The organism is Vibrio rotiferianus CAIM 577 = LMG 21460 (assembly GCF_002741985.1).
Classification (GTDB): domain Bacteria; phylum Pseudomonadota; class Gammaproteobacteria; order Enterobacterales; family Vibrionaceae; genus Vibrio; species Vibrio rotiferianus.
In genome coordinates this window covers 13,925-31,304 of sequence record NZ_APHW01000031.1, presented here as the reverse complement: position 1 = coordinate 31,304, position 17,380 = coordinate 13,925, and the positions used below count along the sequence as shown (strand labels likewise).

Here is a 17,380-nt window from a genome sequence, read left to right as displayed (position 1 = left end):
TGAAGGTGGTCGTCACACTCCATTCTTCAAAGGCTACCGTCCACAGTTCTACTTCCGTACAACTGACGTAACTGGTGACATCTCTCTACCAGAAGGCGTAGAAATGGTAATGCCAGGCGACAACATCCAAATGCAAGTTGAGCTAATCGCTCCTATCGCTATGGACGAAGGTCTACGTTTCGCTATCCGTGAAGGTGGCCGTACAGTAGGTGCTGGTGTTGTTGCTAAGATCTTCGACTAATTCTTAACGAATTGCCGAATGTCTTCGGAAAATCTTGAATTAGATTTGACGAACCAGTAGCAAAAAGGGCATCATTTGATGCCCTTTTTCTGCACTCAACTTTTTTTTAGCTGTTTTCTTGTTCAGAATTTGGTTGAGAGCAGAGCAAGATTGGCCAGTGAGGCTTAATCTTAAGAGTGTAACGCTGATTTTTTCAGCGATATGGAGTTTGCCCTGCAACAGCGGGGTTGTTGTCGTCTATAGTAAGACTTGTGACAGGTTGGTTTATGAAAGCAAATAATGCTGAAACTCCTGATAGCTCAAACGCAGCCGATACGTTTAAGTGGATTGCCGCTTTCGTATTAGCAGCGGCCGCTGTTGTGGGTAATTACCTGTATGGTGAAATGTCTGTAGTGGTTCGCGCTGCAGGCGTTGTTGTTCTAATTGCAGCTGCTCTTGGCGTTGCAGCAACAACAACTAAAGGTAAAGCAGCGATCAGTTTTGCAAAAGAATCTCGTATGGAAGTTCGTAAGGTTGTTTGGCCTACTCGCCAAGAAACCATGCAAACAACACTGATCGTTTTAGCTGTAAGTATTGTAATGGCTCTAGCGCTTTGGGGTATTGACGGCATTATGGTTCGTCTAGTAGCTCTAGCGACTGGGGTATAGAGGGTTTTAATTCATGAGTGAAGCTCCAAAAAAACGCTGGTATGTGGTTCAAGCCTTCTCTGGATTTGAAGGTCGTGTAGCTCAGTCTCTTCGCGAGCATATCAAAATGCACAGCATGGAAGAGCTATTCGGTGAAGTACTGGTTCCTACTGAAGAAGTAGTGGAAATGCGCGCGGGTCAGCGTCGCAAATCTGAGCGTAAGTTCTTCCCTGGTTACGTCCTTGTTCAGATGATTATGAACGATGAATCATGGCACTTAGTACGCAGTGTGCCGCGTGTCATGGGCTTCATTGGTGGTACCTCCGACCGTCCAGCACCTATCACAGATAAAGAAGCTGACGCTATTCTTAACCGTCTTGAGAAGGCGAGTGAAGCTCCTCGTCCACGTACTATGTACGAAGCGGGTGAAGTGGTACGTGTTAACGAAGGTCCATTTGCTGACTTCAATGGTACTGTTGAAGAAGTAGATTATGAGAAGAGCCGCCTGAAAGTGTCTGTGTCGATCTTTGGTCGCGCAACACCAGTTGAGCTTGAATTTGGTCAGGTTGAAAAACTTGATTAAAAAAACACCTTTTTAAGGGTTGTCTAAGGCGCGAATTATGACTATAATTTCGCGCCTTTTTACTTCTCGTGAAGTAAAGAGTTTTTTCACAAACGGGGAGCTGATCAGTGATTAGCGTTTGTACCCAAACTTAGGAATTATCATGGCTAAGAAAGTTGAAGCTTACATCAAGCTACAAGTTGCAGCTGGTATGGCGAACCCAAGTCCACCAGTTGGTCCTGCACTAGGTCAACACGGTGTTAACATCATGGAATTCTGTAAAGCGTTCAACGCGAAAACAGAATCTCTAGAGAAAGGTCTACCTACTCCAGTTGTTATCACTGTATACAACGACCGTTCTTTCACGTTCGTAACTAAGACTCCACCTGCTGCTGTTCTACTTAAGAAAGCTGCTGGCGTTAAGTCTGGTTCAGGTCGTCCAAACACTGAAAAAGTTGGTACTGTAACTGACGCTCAAATCCAAGAAATCGCAGAAACTAAAGCTGCTGATATGACTGGTGCTGACATCGAAGCAATGAAGCGTTCAATCGCTGGTACTGCTCGTTCAATGGGCCTAGTGGTAGAGGGTTAATAAGATGGCTAAACTAACTAAGCGCATGCGCGTAATCCGCGAAAAAGTTGACGTAACTAAAGAGTACGAAATCAACGAAGCTGTAGCTCTTCTTCAAGAACTAGCGACTGCTAAATTCGTAGAATCTGTTGACGTTGCTATTAACCTAGGCATCGATGCTCGTAAATCTGACCAGAACGTACGTGGTGCAACTGTACTACCTCACGGTACTGGCCGCGAAATCCGCGTTGCAGTGTTCACTCAAGGTGCAAACGCTGAAGCAGCTAAAGAAGCTGGCGCAGACATCGTTGGCATGGAAGATCTTGCTGAGCAAGTTAAGAAAGGCGAAATGAACTTCGACGTAGTTGTTGCTTCTCCAGATGCAATGCGCGTTGTAGGTCAACTAGGTACTATCCTAGGTCCTCGCGGTCTTATGCCAAACCCTAAAGTTGGTACTGTAACTCCTAACGTTGCTGAAGCAGTTAAAAACGCTAAAGCTGGTCAGGTTCGTTACCGTAACGACAAAAACGGCATCATCCACACTACTATCGGTAAAGCAAACTTCTCTGCTGAGCAGATCAAAGAGAACCTAGAGTCACTTCTAGTTGCTCTGAAGAAAGCTAAGCCATCTTCAGCGAAAGGTACTTTCCTGAAGAAAGTAAGCATCTCTACTACTATGGGTGCTGGTGTTGCTGTTGATCAGGCTAGCCTGAACACTCAAGCATAATTTATTTGCTTAGGCGCAAAATTTGTGTATAATTTTGCGCCTAATATTTGTGGTTGGGGCTGAACTTTGGTTCTAAATGAATTAAGACCCAGTCTCCGTCCAAGACCGTAGGTGTCTGACTTTATTTTTAAATGAAGGCTTAATATTCCCTACGTAGATGGTGCCCGAACTGACAGAAAGCTCTATGTAAATAGTTACCTTTCTTCTGGGAAGCACCTGAATAACTCTCACTGTCGTGATGATAGTGAGTGGTGTAACGACAACCAGGAGTAAATCCAAGATGGCTTTAAACCTTCAAGACAAAAAAGCAATTGTTGCTGAAGTCAACGAAGCTGCCAGTGGTGCACTTTCTGCAGTTGTAGCTGATTCTCGTGGCGTAGAAGTTGGCGCTATGACATCACTACGTAAACAAGCTCGTGAAGCTGGTGTTTACGTACGTGTTGTTCGTAACACACTTATGCGTCGTGCGGTTGCAGGTACTGAGTACGAGTGTCTAACTGACACTTTCACTGGTCCTACTCTAATCGCATTCTCTAATGAGCACCCAGGTGCTGCAGCGCGTCTTTTCAAAGACTTCGCTAAAGAGAACAAAGACTTCGAGATCAAAGCTGCTGCATTTGAAGGCGCGCTAACTGACGCTGAAGTACTAGCGACACTACCAACTTACGACGAAGCTATCGCACGCCTAATGATGTGCATGAAAGAAGCTTCTGCAGGCAAGCTGGTACGTACTATCGCTGCACTACGCGACCAAAAAGAAGAAGCTGCTGCGTAAGCCTTGCTTTTCACTGGTTGCTATTTAAACTTATTGTTGATTTAAAAGAGAATTGTTATGTCTATCACTAACGAGCAAATCCTAGACGCAGTTGCAGAAATGTCTGTAATGCAAGTTGTTGAACTAATCGAAGCAATGGAAGAGAAATTCGGTGTTTCTGCTGCTGCTGCTGTTGTAGCTGGCGGCGCTGCTGCAGGCGAAGCTGCTGCTGAGCAAACTGAATTCGACGTAATCCTAGAATCTGCTGGCGGTAACAAAGTTGCTGTAATCAAAGCAGTACGTGGCGCAACTGGCCTAGGTCTTAAAGAAGCTAAAGCTCTTGTAGACGGCGCTCCAGCACCTCTTAAAGAAGGTGTTGACAAAGCAGAAGCTGACGCTCTTAAAGCTCAGCTAGAAGAAGCTGGTGCAACTGTTGCTGTTAAGTAATTATTGCATAGTTTCTTAGCCTAACGGCTAATTGGCTGGTGGTTTTTTAACCACCGGCCTTTTTGCGCTGTAGGGTATAGGCGAATTTTCCCGCTGTTTAAGCGCCTCATATCCATGCAAAAAACATTTCATTCTTTCGCAATGGAATGTCACTACAGTAAACAGCTATTTAGTCACTGTCCCTTACCCCCCTTAAGTAACTAGGAGCGGGCGGACAGTTTGGGTCACTTATCAGCGAGCTGAGGAACCCCATGGTTTACTCTTATACCGAGAAAAAGCGCATCCGTAAGGACTTTGGTACTCGTCCACAAGTTTTGGACATTCCATACCTGCTATCGATCCAGCTCGATTCGTTCGACAAATTCATCGAACAGGATCCTGAAGGTCAATACGGTCTTGAAGCTGCTTTCCGTTCTGTATTCCCAATTCAGAGCTACAACGGCAATTCTGAGCTGCAATACGTTAGCTACCGTCTTGGTGAGCCAGTTTTTGACGTTAAAGAATGTCAAATCCGCGGTGTAACTTACTCAAAGCCACTACGCGTAAAACTACGTCTAGTAATCTTTGATAAAGACGCACCAGCAGGTACTGTAAAAGACATTAAAGAACAAGAAGTCTACATGGGCGAAATTCCGCTTATGACAGACAATGGTACCTTCGTAATCAATGGTACCGAGAGGGTTATCGTATCCCAGCTGCACCGAAGCCCAGGCGTGTTCTTCGACAGCGATAAGGGTAAGACCCACTCTTCAGGTAAAGTTCTATATAACGCACGTGTAATTCCTTACCGTGGCTCATGGCTAGACTTTGAGTTCGATCCTAAGGATAACTTATACGTACGTATCGACCGTCGTCGTAAGCTACCAGCATCGATCATCCTTCGTGCACTTGGTAAAACGTCAGAAGAAATCCTAGATATCTTCTTCGAGAAAGTGAACTTCGAAGTGAAAGACCAAACTCTACTTATGGAGTTGGTTCCAGATCGTCTACGTGGTGAAACTGCGTCATTCGATATCGAAGCGAACGGTAAGACTTACGTTGAGCAAGGTCGTCGCGTTACAGCTCGTCATATCCGCCAACTAGAAAAAGATGGCGTTGATCACATCGAAGTACCAGTTGAGTACATCGTTGGTAAAGTTGCATCGAAAGACTACGTTAACGAAGCAACAGGCGAGATCATCGTAAACGCTAACCAGGAAATTAGCCTGGAAGCTCTAGCGAACCTATCTCAGGCTGGCCATAAAGCGCTAGAAGTTCTATTCACGAACGATCTAGACCACGGTCCATTCATGTCAGAAACGCTACGTATCGACAGCACTGTTGATCGTATTTCTGCGCTGGTAGAAATCTACCGCATGATGCGCCCTGGTGAGCCACCAACAAAAGAAGCTGCAGAAGCTCTATTCGAAAGCCTATTCTTCTCTGAAGAGCGCTATGACCTATCAACTGTTGGCCGTATGAAGTTCAACAGTTCTATCGAGCGTGAAGATGCTCTAGAACAAGGTACGCTTGACGAGCAAGACATCATCGAAGTGATGAAGAAGCTTATTGCGATCCGTAACGGTAAAGGCGAAGTGGACGATATCGACCACCTAGGCAACCGTCGTATCCGCTCTGTAGGCGAAATGGCTGAGAACCAATTCCGTGTTGGTCTTGTGCGTGTTGAACGTGCAGTGAAAGAGCGCCTAAGCCTTGGTGACCTTGATGCAATCATGCCTCAAGACCTGATCAACGCTAAGCCTATTTCAGCAGCGGTTAAAGAGTTCTTTGGCTCTTCACAGCTTTCACAGTTCATGGACCAAAACAACCCGCTATCAGAAGTTACGCACAAACGTCGTATCTCTGCATTGGGTCCTGGCGGTCTAACTCGTGAACGCGCTGGCTTTGAAGTACGTGACGTTCACGTAACTCACTACGGTCGTCTATGTCCGATCGAAACGCCAGAAGGTCCAAACATCGGTCTGATCAACTCTCTATCTGCGTTTGCGCGTTGTAACGAGTACGGTTTCCTAGAGACTCCTTACCGTCGCGTTGTAGATGGCGTTGTTACAGACGAAGTAGATTACCTATCTGCAATCGAAGAAGGCCAATTCGTTATCGCACAGGCTAACGCTGCGTTAACTGAAGAAGGCGGTTTTGCAGATGAGCTGATCACAGCTCGTCAAAAAGGTGAATCTGGTCTACACCCTCGTGAGCACGCTCAGTACATGGACGTTGCGACAAACCAGGTTGTATCTATCGCTGCATCGCTTATCCCGTTCCTAGAACACGATGATGCGAACCGTGCATTGATGGGTGCCAACATGCAACGTCAGGCAGTTCCAACACTGAAAGCTGACAAACCGCTTGTTGGTACTGGTATTGAACGTAACGTAGCAGTTGACTCAGGTGTAACTGCAGTTGCTAAACGTGGTGGTGTAATCCAGTCAGTAGATGCTTCTCGTATCGTTGTTAAAGTGAACGAAGAAGAGCTAGTACCAGGTGAAGCTGGTATCGACATCTACAACCTGACTAAATACACACGTTCTAACCAGAACACATGTATTAACCAGCGCCCATGTGTGATGCCAGGTGAACCTGTATCACGCGGTGACGTTCTTGCTGATGGTCCTTCAACAGACCTTGGTGAACTAGCGCTTGGTCAAAACATGCGTATCGCGTTCATGCCTTGGAACGGTTACAACTTCGAAGACTCGATCTTAGTATCTGAGCGCGTAGTTCAAGAAGACCGCTTCACGACTATCCACATCCAAGAACTTACTTGTGTGGCGCGTGATACTAAGCTTGGTTCTGAAGAGATCACAGCTGATATTCCAAACGTAGGTGAATCTGCTCTGTCTAAACTAGACGAGTCAGGTATCGTTTACATCGGTGCTGAAGTTAAGGGTGGCGACATCCTAGTTGGTAAAGTAACACCTAAAGGTGAAACTCAGCTAACGCCTGAAGAGAAGCTACTACGTGCAATCTTCGGTGAAAAAGCATCTGACGTTAAAGATACTTCACTACGTGTACCTAACTCTGTTTCAGGTACGATTATCGACGTTCAAGTCTTCACTCGCGATGGCGTAGAGAAAGACAAGCGTGCGCTTGAAATCGAGCAAATGCAGCTTAAAGAAGCGAAGAAAGACCTAACTGAAGAATTCCAGATTCTTGAGGGTGGCCTTCTAAACCGTGTTCGCGCTGTATTGATTGATGGTGGTTACTCTGAAGCGAAACTAGACGCAACTGATCGTAAGAAGTGGCTAGAACTAACGCTTGAAGATGACGCTCTACAAACTCAGCTAGAGCAACTAGCAGAGCAGTGGGACGAGCTAAAAGCTGACTTCGATAAGAAATTCGAAACTAAGCGTCGTAAGATCACACAAGGTGATGATCTAGCACCTGGCGTACTGAAGATCGTTAAGGTTTACCTAGCGGTTAAACGTCGCATCCAGCCTGGTGATAAGATGGCGGGTCGTCACGGTAACAAGGGTGTAATCTCTAAGATCAACCCTGTTGAAGACATGCCATACGATGAGAAAGGTCAGCCTGTCGACATCGTACTTAACCCACTGGGTGTACCTTCGCGTATGAACATCGGTCAGATCCTAGAAGTACACTTAGGTCTGGCAGCGAAAGGTATCGGTGACAAGATCAACCAGATGGTTAAAGAGCAGCAAGAACTAGCGAAATTCCGCGAGTTCCTACAGAAAGTTTACGATCTAGGCGAAACTCGCCAGAAAGTAGACATTGCTTCTCTATCTGATGACGAAGTTCGCACTCTGATCAAGAACCTACGTGGCGGTCTACCAATCGCGACTCCAGTATTTGACGGTGCACCAGAAGCGGCTATTAAGGCGCTACTGAAACTAGCAGACCTACCAGAATCTGGTCAGCTAAAACTGTTTGATGGTCGCACGGGTGACCAGTTTGAGCGTCCTGTAACAGTAGGTTACATGTACATGCTGAAACTGAACCACCTTGTTGATGACAAGATGCACGCACGTTCAACTGGTTCGTACAGCCTAGTAACTCAGCAGCCACTTGGTGGTAAAGCTCAGTTCGGTGGTCAGCGTTTCGGTGAGATGGAAGTATGGGCACTAGAAGCATACGGTGCTGCTTACACTCTACAAGAAATGCTAACGGTTAAGTCGGATGACGTTAACGGCCGTACTAAGATGTACAAAAACATCGTAGACGGTAACCACAGCATGGAACCTGGTATGCCAGAATCGTTCAACGTATTGTTGAAAGAGATTCGCTCGCTAGGTATCAACATCGAGCTAGAAGACGAAGAGTAATCTCTTTCTCTCTCAGCCAAGGTTGAGAGAGATATAAAGCGATTATTTAGTAGAAGGTGCTCACTTTAGCGGGTGAGCTCCTTTTAACTCCTTACAGGAGCTGATTGTGAAAGACTTATTAAACTTTCTAAAAGCACAGCATAAGACCGAAGAATTTGATGCAATCAAAATCGGTCTATCTTCACCAGACATGATCCGTTCATGGTCTTTCGGTGAAGTTAAAAAACCTGAAACGATCAACTATCGTACGTTCAAACCTGAACGCGATGGTCTGTTCTGTGCGCGTATCTTTGGTCCAGTTAAAGACTACGAATGTCTTTGTGGTAAGTACAAGCGCCTGAAGCACCGTGGTGTTATCTGTGAGAAGTGTGGTGTAGAAGTTACACAAACTAAAGTTCGTCGTGACCGCATGGGCCACATCGAGCTAGCTTCACCAGTAGCTCACATCTGGTTCCTAAAATCGCTACCGTCTCGTATCGGTCTACTAATGGATATCCCTCTACGTGATATCGAACGTGTTCTTTACTTCGAAATGTACGTAGTAACAGAACCAGGTATGACTGATCTAGAAAAATCTCAGATGCTTACAGAAGAAGAGTATCTGGATCGTCTAGAAGAGTGGGGCGACGAGTTCACTGCTAAGATGGGTGCAGAAGCAATCAAGGACCTACTAGGTTCTATGGATATGCACGCTGAAGCAGAACAAATGCGTGAAGAGCTAGAAACAACTAACTCTGAAACTAAGCGTAAGAAAGTAACTAAGCGTCTGAAACTGGTAGAAGCGTTTATTCAATCTGGTAACAACCCAGAGTGGATGATCCTGACTGTACTTCCAGTTCTTCCGCCAGATCTACGTCCTCTAGTACCACTAGATGGCGGTCGTTTTGCGACTTCAGATCTGAACGACCTATACCGTCGTGTGATCAACCGTAACAACCGTTTGAAGCGTCTTCTAGAGTTAGCTGCTCCGGACATCATCGTACGTAACGAAAAACGTATGCTGCAAGAGTCTGTTGATGCGCTACTAGACAACGGTCGTCGTGGTCGTGCGATCACAGGTTCTAACAAGCGTCCTCTGAAATCTCTTGCTGATATGATCAAGGGTAAACAAGGTCGTTTCCGTCAGAACCTTCTAGGTAAACGTGTAGACTACTCTGGCCGTTCTGTAATCACAGTAGGTCCATACCTTCGTCTACACCAGTGTGGTCTTCCTAAGAAGATGGCACTTGAGCTATTCAAACCATTTATCTACAGCAAGCTAGAGACTCGTGGTCTTGCGACTACAATCAAAGCTGCTAAGAAGATGGTAGAGCGTGAAGAAGCGGTAGTTTGGGATATCCTAGACGAAGTAATCCGTGAACACCCAGTACTATTGAACCGTGCACCTACACTTCACCGTCTAGGTATCCAGGCGTTCGAACCAGTACTAATCGAAGGTAAAGCGATTCAGCTACACCCACTAGTGTGTGCGGCGTACAACGCGGACTTCGATGGTGACCAAATGGCGGTTCACGTACCTCTAACACTAGAGGCACAGCTTGAAGCTCGTACACTGATGATGTCGACAAACAACATTCTGTCGCCAGCGTCAGGTGATCCGATCATCGTACCTTCTCAGGACGTTGTATTGGGTCTGTACTACATGACTCGTGACAAGATCAACGTGAAAGGTGAAGGCATGTACCTTTCTGGCCCAGCAGAGGCTGAGAAAGCATACCGCACTAAGCAAGCTGAACTTCACGCACGCGTTAAAGTACGTATTACAGAAACAGTTGTAGACGAAGATGGCAACAGCACAACAGAGACTAAGATGGTTGATACAACTATCGGTCGTGCAATGCTATGGCAAATCGTGCCAGCTGGTCTACCGTACAGCATCGTTAACCAAAAGCTAGGTAAGAAGCAAATCTCTAACCTACTAAACGAGGCGTACCGTAAACTAGGCCTGAAAGACACTGTAATCTTCGCTGACCAAATCATGTACACAGGTTTCGCATACGCGGCACTATCTGGTGTATCTGTTGGTATCGACGATATGGTTGTACCGCCAGCTAAGTACACTGAAATCGCAGAAGCGGAAGAAGAAGTACGTGAAATCCAGGAACAATACCAATCTGGTCTTGTTACTGCAGGCGAACGATACAACAAAGTTATCGATATCTGGGCATCGACCAACGATCGCGTAGCGAAAGCGATGATGGCAAACCTTTCATCTGAAACGGTAGTTAACCGTGACGGTGAAGAAGAGCAACAAGAATCGTTTAACAGCATCTACATGATGGCTGACTCGGGTGCTCGTGGTTCTGCAGCTCAGATTCGTCAGCTAGCGGGTATGCGTGGTCTGATGGCTCGTCCGGATGGTTCGATCATCGAAACGCCGATCACTGCGAACTTTAAAGAAGGTCTAAACGTACTTCAGTACTTTATCTCAACGCACGGTGCTCGTAAGGGTCTTGCGGATACGGCACTGAAAACAGCGAACTCGGGTTACCTAACTCGTCGTCTAGTAGACGTTGCTCAAGACGTTGTTGTAACTGAACATGACTGTGGCACTCACGAGGGTGTTGACATGATGCCTCACATCGAGGGTGGTGATGTTAAAGTTGCACTAACTGAGCTAGCTCTAGGTCGTGTAGTAGCTGAAGACGTTCTTAAACCAGGTACAGAAGATGTTCTGATCCCACGTAACACTCTAATTGATGAGAAGTGGTGTCAGATCATGGAAGAGAACTCTGTAGACAGCATGCGCGTACGCTCTGTTGTTACATGTGACTCTGACTTCGGTTGTTGTGCACAGTGTTACGGTCGTGACCTAGCACGTGGTCACCTAGTGAACCAAGGTGAAGCAGTAGGTGTTATCGCTGCTCAGTCTATCGGTGAACCGGGTACACAGCTTACGATGCGTACGTTCCACATCGGTGGTGCGGCATCTACTGCAGCAGCAGAGAACAGCATCCAAGCGAAGACAACTGGTACAGTTAAACTGCACAACGCTAAGTTCGTAATCAACAAAGATAAGAAGCTAGTAATCACGTCTCGTGCATCTGAGCTAACTATCATTGATGAATTCGGTCGTACTAAAGAGAAGCACAAACTTCCTTACGGTTCGATGCTAAGCAAAGGCGACAACGATGCAGTAACAGCTGGTGACGTTGTTGCTAACTGGGAAGCGCACACCATGCCAATCATCACTGAAGTGGCAGGTCGCATCCAGTTCGTAGACATGATCGACGGTGTTACAGTTTCTCGTCAAACAGATGACCTAACAGGTCTATCTTCAAGCGAAGTAACTGACCCAGCAGCTCGCCCAGCAGCAGGTAAAGATATGCGTCCAGCTATCAAACTTGTTGATGAGCAAGGTAACGACGTAATGATCCCTGGTACTGAAATGCCAGCTCACTACTTCCTACCTGGTAAAGCGATTGTAAACATCGAAGACGGCGCAGAAGTAGGTGTGGGTGATACACTTTCACGTATCCCTCAGAAATCTGGCGGTAACAAAGATATCACCGGTGGTCTACCACGCGTAGCTGACCTATTCGAAGCTCGTAAGCCTAAAGAGCCTGCGATTCTTGCTGAGCACACAGGTACTGTAAGCTTCGGTAAAGAGACGAAAGGTAAACGTCGTCTAGTAATCACTCGTGACGGCGGTGACGCTTACGAAGAGATGATTCCTAAGCATCGTCAGTTGAACGTATTTGAAGGTGAGCGTGTTGAACGTGGTGACGTGATCGCAGATGGTCCAGAGTCTCCACATGACATTCTACGTCTACGTGGCGTACACGCTGTAACTCAGTACATTGCTAACGAAGTACAAGAAGTTTACCGTCTACAAGGCGTTAAGATTAACGATAAGCACATCGAGACTATCGTTCGTCAAATGCTACGTAAGTGTACAATTACTCACGCAGGTGACTCTGAGTTCCTACCTGGCGAGCAAGTTGAATACTCACAAGTTAAGATTTCTAACCGTAACCTAGAAGCTGAAGGCAAAGAGCCTGCACGTTTCGAGCGTGAGCTACTAGGTATCACTAAGGCATCTCTAGCGACTGAGTCATTCATCTCTGCGGCATCGTTCCAGGAGACAACTCGCGTACTAACAGAAGCTGCGGTTTCTGGTAAGCGTGATGACCTACGTGGTCTGAAAGAGAACGTAATTGTTGGTCGTCTGATCCCAGCTGGTACTGGTTTCGCATACCACCAAGAGCGTCAAGCTAAACGTGCTGAAGAGCAAGAAGGTCCATCTGCTGAACAAGCAACAGATAACCTAGCTGCACTTCTAAACGCTGGCTTCTCATCTGACGAGTAATCGTTAAGAGCTTAAAAGAAAGGGCACCTTCGGGTGCCTTTTTTGTTTTTGAAGCAAGAGGTTAGACGCTATGATTCGAGAGCGCTTTACTATAGGAATTGAGAGGTGTTTTTTGAGGGCTAGTGCAAGACATTTAGAAAGAACTTGTCCTTAGAGAGGTAAAATGAACCGAATCCCAAAAAACAAAAAGGGTTGACGCACACACGCCAACCCTTAAGAATTTTCTCGCTTCTCGCTTCTCGCTTCTCGCTTCTCGCTTCTCGCTTCTCGCTTCTCGCTTCTCGCTTCTCGCTTCTCGCTATGCGCCAGGAGGCATCGCAAGACTGTCAGCAATTAGCTTAATCAGATGATCTTCAACGGCAAAACGTGTCTCAATAATTTCCCCAATTAGAGACATATCACCATCAAACTCACCAAGTACATCGTCCTCGGATACATCTGAATATTTATCAGTGAAGTTAAGCAAAGGCTCAGTAGTCAGTACAATTTTGCCGTAGGTTTGGTTGATTTCATCAGTGGCAACAAAACCGGTTGCTTTCCATTTGTCCATGACCATCTCGTAAATTTTAAAATGGCCTTCGGAGATGTAATCTACAAGGTGTTGGCAGAAGTGTTGTAGTTCTTGAGGAGTAGGGAGTTCAATGACGTTAGTTTTTGAACAAGGTTGCAACGCAGCAAGTTTACAATATTCGACAATCAAAGATTGTCTCGTTTCAAGCCAATGGTCGATGACCTCACTCGAACCACCCCATTGTGCTTGTGTTTGTTTGAATTTTTTTAGCATGACCATGCCCTCATGATCTGAACGCCCAATGGCATTCGTATCCTTTGCAAAGCAAAGTTAGTAAATTGAATACAAACTCTTGTCCTTCCTAGAATTTATAGTTGCAGATTTGGCAAACAACAAACTCTGGTATGAAATTAGATTGCCAGTAAAATGGATGAACTGCAAGCAGAGGGAAGTAGTAATGTTAAGAAAAGGTGAAGCAAACCGTATGAAAGACGCCTATTGGTGTGTTGTCTCAGGAAGTGATATTTGGCTGGTGGATGGTGCTATTCCATTAGGTAGTGCGAAGCAGTTCTCACTGCCAGAAGCAAGTGCAAGGCAAATAGGGGACTACCAAGGCGCTCCTTTCATGTGGGTAAATTTATCTGATCTTGACCATGATTTAGAGCTTGTCTCTCTGCGCGATTGCCTCCATTTTCCTGAAGCCCTTTTTCTGTTGATCAGCAAAGCCATCCAGTATGGCCATATGACGCAAAGTCTGCGCTTTTGCCCACAATGTGGTGGTCGTAACTTCCTCAATAACAATCAACTGGCGATGCAGTGTGGCGAGTGCCGTACTTTGCATTATCCGCGTATTTTCCCATGCATCATTGTCGCTGTGAGCAAAGAAAAGCAGATCTTGCTAGCTCAGCACCCTCGTCATCGAAATGGCATGTATACCGTAATAGCGGGCTTTTTAGAGGTAGGAGAAACCTTAGAAGAATGTGTCGCACGAGAAGTGCATGAAGAAACCGGCGTACAGGTTAAAAATATTCGCTACTTTGGCAGTCAGCCGTGGGCATTTCCATCCAGTATGATGATGGCATTTCTTGCTGATTATGACTCTGGTGAATTGAATCCGGACTACACTGAACTGTCTGATGCTCAGTGGTTTGGTGTTGATGAGATGCCACCTGTCGCGCCAAAAGGGACGATTGCACGAGCGCTTATCGAAAAAACGCGACAAGATATCGAATCTAATTAGATGAAAAATAGATAAAAAAAACCCTCCGAGAGGGAGGGGGTAAGTAAGATGTCGTTATGAGATGCTGAGTACTGGGTACTCAGTTTATAATTGTAGTTTTCGCTAGCGAACAAATTTTTAACACTGATACCGATTGGGTGCAAATTAAGCACTGATTTAAAAGTTAATAACTTGATCCAGGTTGCAAAGCACGCAGCTATTAGCCTTAAATCAGTGATAGAATACCCCCTTTCAAAGAAAGCCTAACAATTGGAATTACGGAATGACTGAATTAAAAAATGATCGTTATCTGCGTGCCCTTCTAAAAGAGCCAGTAGATTACACGCCAGTATGGATGATGCGTCAGGCAGGTCGTTACCTACCAGAATACAAAGCAACTCGTGCGCAAGCGGGCGATTTCATGTCTTTGTGTAAGAACGCGGAGTTGGCGTCAGAAGTAACGCTTCAACCACTACGCCGTTTTCCTCTTGATGCAGCGATCTTGTTCTCTGACATCCTAACTATCCCAGATGCAATGGGTTTAGAACTTCGCTTTGCTGCGGGTGAAGGTCCGGTTTTCGATAAACCAATCACTTGCAAAGCAGACGTAGAAAAGATCGGTCTGCCGGATCCAGAAGGCGAGCTGCAATACGTAATGAACGCAGTGCGTCAAATCCGCAAAGATTTGAACGGTGACGTTCCACTGATTGGTTTCTCTGGTAGCCCATGGACACTAGCAACCTACATGGTCGAAGGTGGCAGCTCGAAAGCGTTCACCAAGATCAAGAAGATGATGTACGCTGAACCACAAACTCTGCACCTGCTTCTAGATAAGCTAGCAGACAGCGTTATCGAGTACCTAAACGCACAAATTAAAGCGGGTGCGCAATCAGTAATGGTATTTGATACATGGGGTGGTGTACTGACACCTCGTGACTACAACCTGTTCTCACTGCAATACATGCACAAGATTGTGGATGGTCTGATTCGTGAAAACGACGGTCGTCGCGTACCAGTAACGCTGTTCACTAAGAACGGTGGCATGTGGCTTGAGCAAATCGCAGCAACGGGCTGTGATGCGGTAGGTCTAGACTGGACCATCAACATCGCAGACGCGAAAGCGCGTATCGGTGACAAAGTGGCTCTACAAGGTAACATGGACCCATCAATGCTTTACGCTTCACCAGAGCGTATCCGTGAAGAAGTCGCGGGTATCCTAGAAGGCTTTGGCGATGCAGGTACTGGTCACGTGTTCAACCTAGGTCACGGTATCCATTTGGATGTGCCGCCAGAAAACGCGGGCGTATTTGTGGAAGCGGTACACGAGCTATCTAAGCCGTACCACAAGTAACTTCGACTTTTTGAAATCAAATACCGGCCTTCAGTGCCGGTATTTTTTTATCTGAAACTCAAGGTTGTACAGCTCTGGTAGTATTTGGTCTACCATGATCTAATTACTACTCAAGCTGTTCAGTTGCTGTTTAATGTTTTTATAAACAATGGTTTAGAGTCTTGGTGCTTGTGCGCCAATTTTCTTGTACAGATAAACAAGCAATTAGATTATGGGTAGCCTAAAGCATCGAATGGACACGCTTTTTAAGGTATGGCACGACGTCAGATTCAAACCAAGGGTTTTTCTTCAACCACAATGTGTTGCGTGGAGAAGGATGAGGAAGCGGGATAAAGTCAGGCTCCCAGTCCTGCCATTGCTGAACAGTTTGCGTGAGTGTTTTTGGTTTGTTGGTGAGATAGTACTGTTGTGAGTACTGACCAATCAGTAGTGTCAGCTCTATATTGGGCAACTGCTCAAGAATCTTTTTATGCCAAGCAGGCGCACACTCTTTGCGAGGAGGCAAATCGCCAGAGTTCCCCTTGCCTGGATAGCAGAAGCCCATCGGGACAATGGCTATTTTGTTTGGGTCGTAGAAAGTGTCTTTGTCGATATCGAGCCATTGGCGCAACCGATCGCCGCTTGGGTCATTCCAAGGTATCGAGGTTTTGTGTACGCGCGTCCCCGGTGCTTGTCCGATGATTAGGATGCGTGCGTCTTTTGCGGCTTGGACGACAGGGTTTGCACCCAAAGGTAAATCGTCTGCGCAGATCTGGCAGGCTCGTACTTGCTTTAGCAATGTTTCTAAAGACATAAGATGGTTAATATCCTTTATCGAAATCGACCTGATTATTTAGAGAGAACCCGTCTCGCCAACTCAAGTAGTTGTCTGCAAAAATGTCGACCACTTGCTCAGGGAAACTTAACGCCGCGATGTGGGGAGTGATGGTCACTTGAGAGAGCTTCCAAAACGGATGCTGCGCTGAGAGTGGCTCTTGCTCAAACACATCGAGAAAAGCATGTTCCACCCAGCGATTCTTTAGTGCGAGCAATAGACCCGCATCATCAATCACATCGCCTCTTCCGACATTAAATAACAGTGCATGATTAAGGTGGCTTAACACTTCACTTTTGAGTAATCGTTGCGTATCCGGTGTGCTCGGCAGCGTATTCACTACAATGTCCGCTTGGTGAAAGGCGTTTGCCAGTTCATTGATATGATAGGTTTGAACAAATTCGCCGCCAGAGGTTGGAATGCCAGTACGATTGATCCCTACGGTCTTCATTCCCATCAATTGTGCTGCTTTACCTAAGTGGCTACCGATGCTGCCTGTACCAAGAATCACCATGGTTTTGCTTTGCAGCGAGGTATACAGATGCGGTTGCCATTGCTTGCTCTGTTGTTGCTGGTGGTATTGCATGAAGTGACGGAAGTGAGCAATGCTGTAGCCAATCACATACTCGGCAATTAATGGGCCGAAAATACCGCGTACGTTGGTCAGAGTGTAATCTTGGTGCAGATCCGGTGACATTAAAGCGTTCACCCCCGCAAATGTGGATTGCACCCACTCAAGTTGCGAAAACTCGTCTAACCTTTGTGATAGCAATGGTGGATCCGCTAGTACGATCTGGGCTTCTTCAGGTTGGTCAGTGAGGCAAAGATCGGGCAAGTTTTTCTCTGCCAGTAACGTTTCGTAGGTGTCGCGATGCTCTGAGAGCAGGAAAATCTGATTTGGATGCTGCATTAACTTTTTTCCCTGTGATGAATCAAGTACACTTTCGCTGTTTTTTTCTTCAATGATT

Annotated in this window: 14 protein-coding genes; 11 read left to right on the top strand and 3 right to left on the bottom strand. The window is 46.1% G+C overall.

Translation table 11 applies throughout. The annotated features are described in order from the left end of the window. From B853_RS14405 to rpoC, 9 genes are all read left to right on the top strand, one after another. On the top strand, window positions 1-241 hold a 241-nt coding region (locus tag B853_RS14405), incomplete at its 5' end, for an EF-Tu C-terminal domain-related protein (RefSeq protein WP_038889594.1). A gap of 266 nt (window positions 242-507) precedes the next feature. Beyond that, a complete protein-coding gene (gene secE, locus B853_RS14395) occupies window positions 508-888 on the top strand; it encodes a preprotein translocase subunit SecE (RefSeq protein ID WP_005451121.1) in 381 nt (126 codons plus the stop codon). Window positions 889-901: 13 nt separating this feature from the next. Then, a complete protein-coding gene (gene nusG / locus B853_RS14390; RefSeq protein WP_005451123.1) occupies window positions 902-1,450 on the top strand; it encodes a transcription termination/antitermination protein NusG in 549 nt (182 codons plus the stop codon). Between the two features lie 142 nt (window positions 1,451-1,592). After that, window positions 1,593-2,021 carry a 50S ribosomal protein L11 gene (rplK, locus tag B853_RS14385; protein WP_005451125.1) on the top strand — a complete coding sequence of 143 codons (429 nt, stop codon included), beginning with the start codon at window positions 1,593-1,595 and terminating at the stop codon, window positions 2,019-2,021. A gap of 4 nt (window positions 2,022-2,025) precedes the next feature. After that, the gene (rplA, locus tag B853_RS14380) at window positions 2,026-2,727 is read left to right on the top strand and encodes a 50S ribosomal protein L1 (RefSeq protein ID WP_010444406.1); all 702 of its coding nucleotides are present in this window, start codon (window positions 2,026-2,028) and stop codon (window positions 2,725-2,727) included. A 280-nt stretch (window positions 2,728-3,007) separates the two neighbouring features. After that, window positions 3,008-3,502: a 50S ribosomal protein L10 gene (gene rplJ, locus B853_RS14375; protein ID WP_010444404.1), complete on the top strand. Its 495-nt coding sequence runs from the start codon at window positions 3,008-3,010 to the stop codon at window positions 3,500-3,502. 57 nt (window positions 3,503-3,559) lie between these two features. Beyond that, window positions 3,560-3,928, top strand: a complete 369-nt coding sequence (gene rplL / locus B853_RS14370) for a 50S ribosomal protein L7/L12 (protein ID WP_010444402.1) — start codon at window positions 3,560-3,562, stop codon at window positions 3,926-3,928. A 251-nt stretch (window positions 3,929-4,179) separates the two neighbouring features. Next, window positions 4,180-8,208 carry a DNA-directed RNA polymerase subunit beta gene (gene rpoB, locus B853_RS14365; protein WP_038887645.1) on the top strand — a complete coding sequence of 1,343 codons (4,029 nt, stop codon included), beginning with the start codon at window positions 4,180-4,182 and terminating at the stop codon, window positions 8,206-8,208. A 106-nt stretch (window positions 8,209-8,314) separates the two neighbouring features. Beyond that, entirely contained in the window at window positions 8,315-12,517 is a 4,203-nt protein-coding gene (rpoC, locus tag B853_RS14360; RefSeq protein ID WP_038887647.1) for a DNA-directed RNA polymerase subunit beta', read from the top strand. Between the two features lie 298 nt (window positions 12,518-12,815). Here rpoC and B853_RS14355 read toward each other — a convergent pair whose 3' ends face one another. Beyond that, the gene (locus B853_RS14355) at window positions 12,816-13,307 is read right to left on the bottom strand and encodes an Rsd/AlgQ family anti-sigma factor (RefSeq protein WP_010444396.1); all 492 of its coding nucleotides are present in this window, start codon (window positions 13,305-13,307) and stop codon (window positions 12,816-12,818) included. 178 nt (window positions 13,308-13,485) lie between these two features. Here B853_RS14355 and nudC point away from each other — a divergent pair, with 178 nt between their 5' ends. Together nudC and hemE are read left to right on the top strand one after the other, a co-directional pair. Then, window positions 13,486-14,268 (top strand): NAD(+) diphosphatase, encoded by a 783-nt coding sequence (gene nudC / locus B853_RS14350; protein WP_038887648.1) that lies wholly within the window; start codon window positions 13,486-13,488, stop codon window positions 14,266-14,268. A gap of 262 nt (window positions 14,269-14,530) precedes the next feature. Further along, window positions 14,531-15,598, top strand: a complete 1,068-nt coding sequence (hemE, locus tag B853_RS14345; protein ID WP_005433634.1) for a uroporphyrinogen decarboxylase — start codon at window positions 14,531-14,533, stop codon at window positions 15,596-15,598. Between the two features lie 220 nt (window positions 15,599-15,818). Here the strand turns inward: hemE and B853_RS14340 are convergent, their stop codons facing one another. Next, a complete protein-coding gene (locus B853_RS14340; protein WP_038887649.1) occupies window positions 15,819-16,391 on the bottom strand; it encodes a uracil-DNA glycosylase family protein in 573 nt (190 codons plus the stop codon). 7 nt (window positions 16,392-16,398) lie between these two features. Then, window positions 16,399-17,322 (bottom strand): D-2-hydroxyacid dehydrogenase, encoded by a 924-nt coding sequence (locus B853_RS14335; protein ID WP_038887650.1) that lies wholly within the window; start codon window positions 17,320-17,322, stop codon window positions 16,399-16,401. Between the last annotated feature and the right edge of the window lie 58 nt (window positions 17,323-17,380).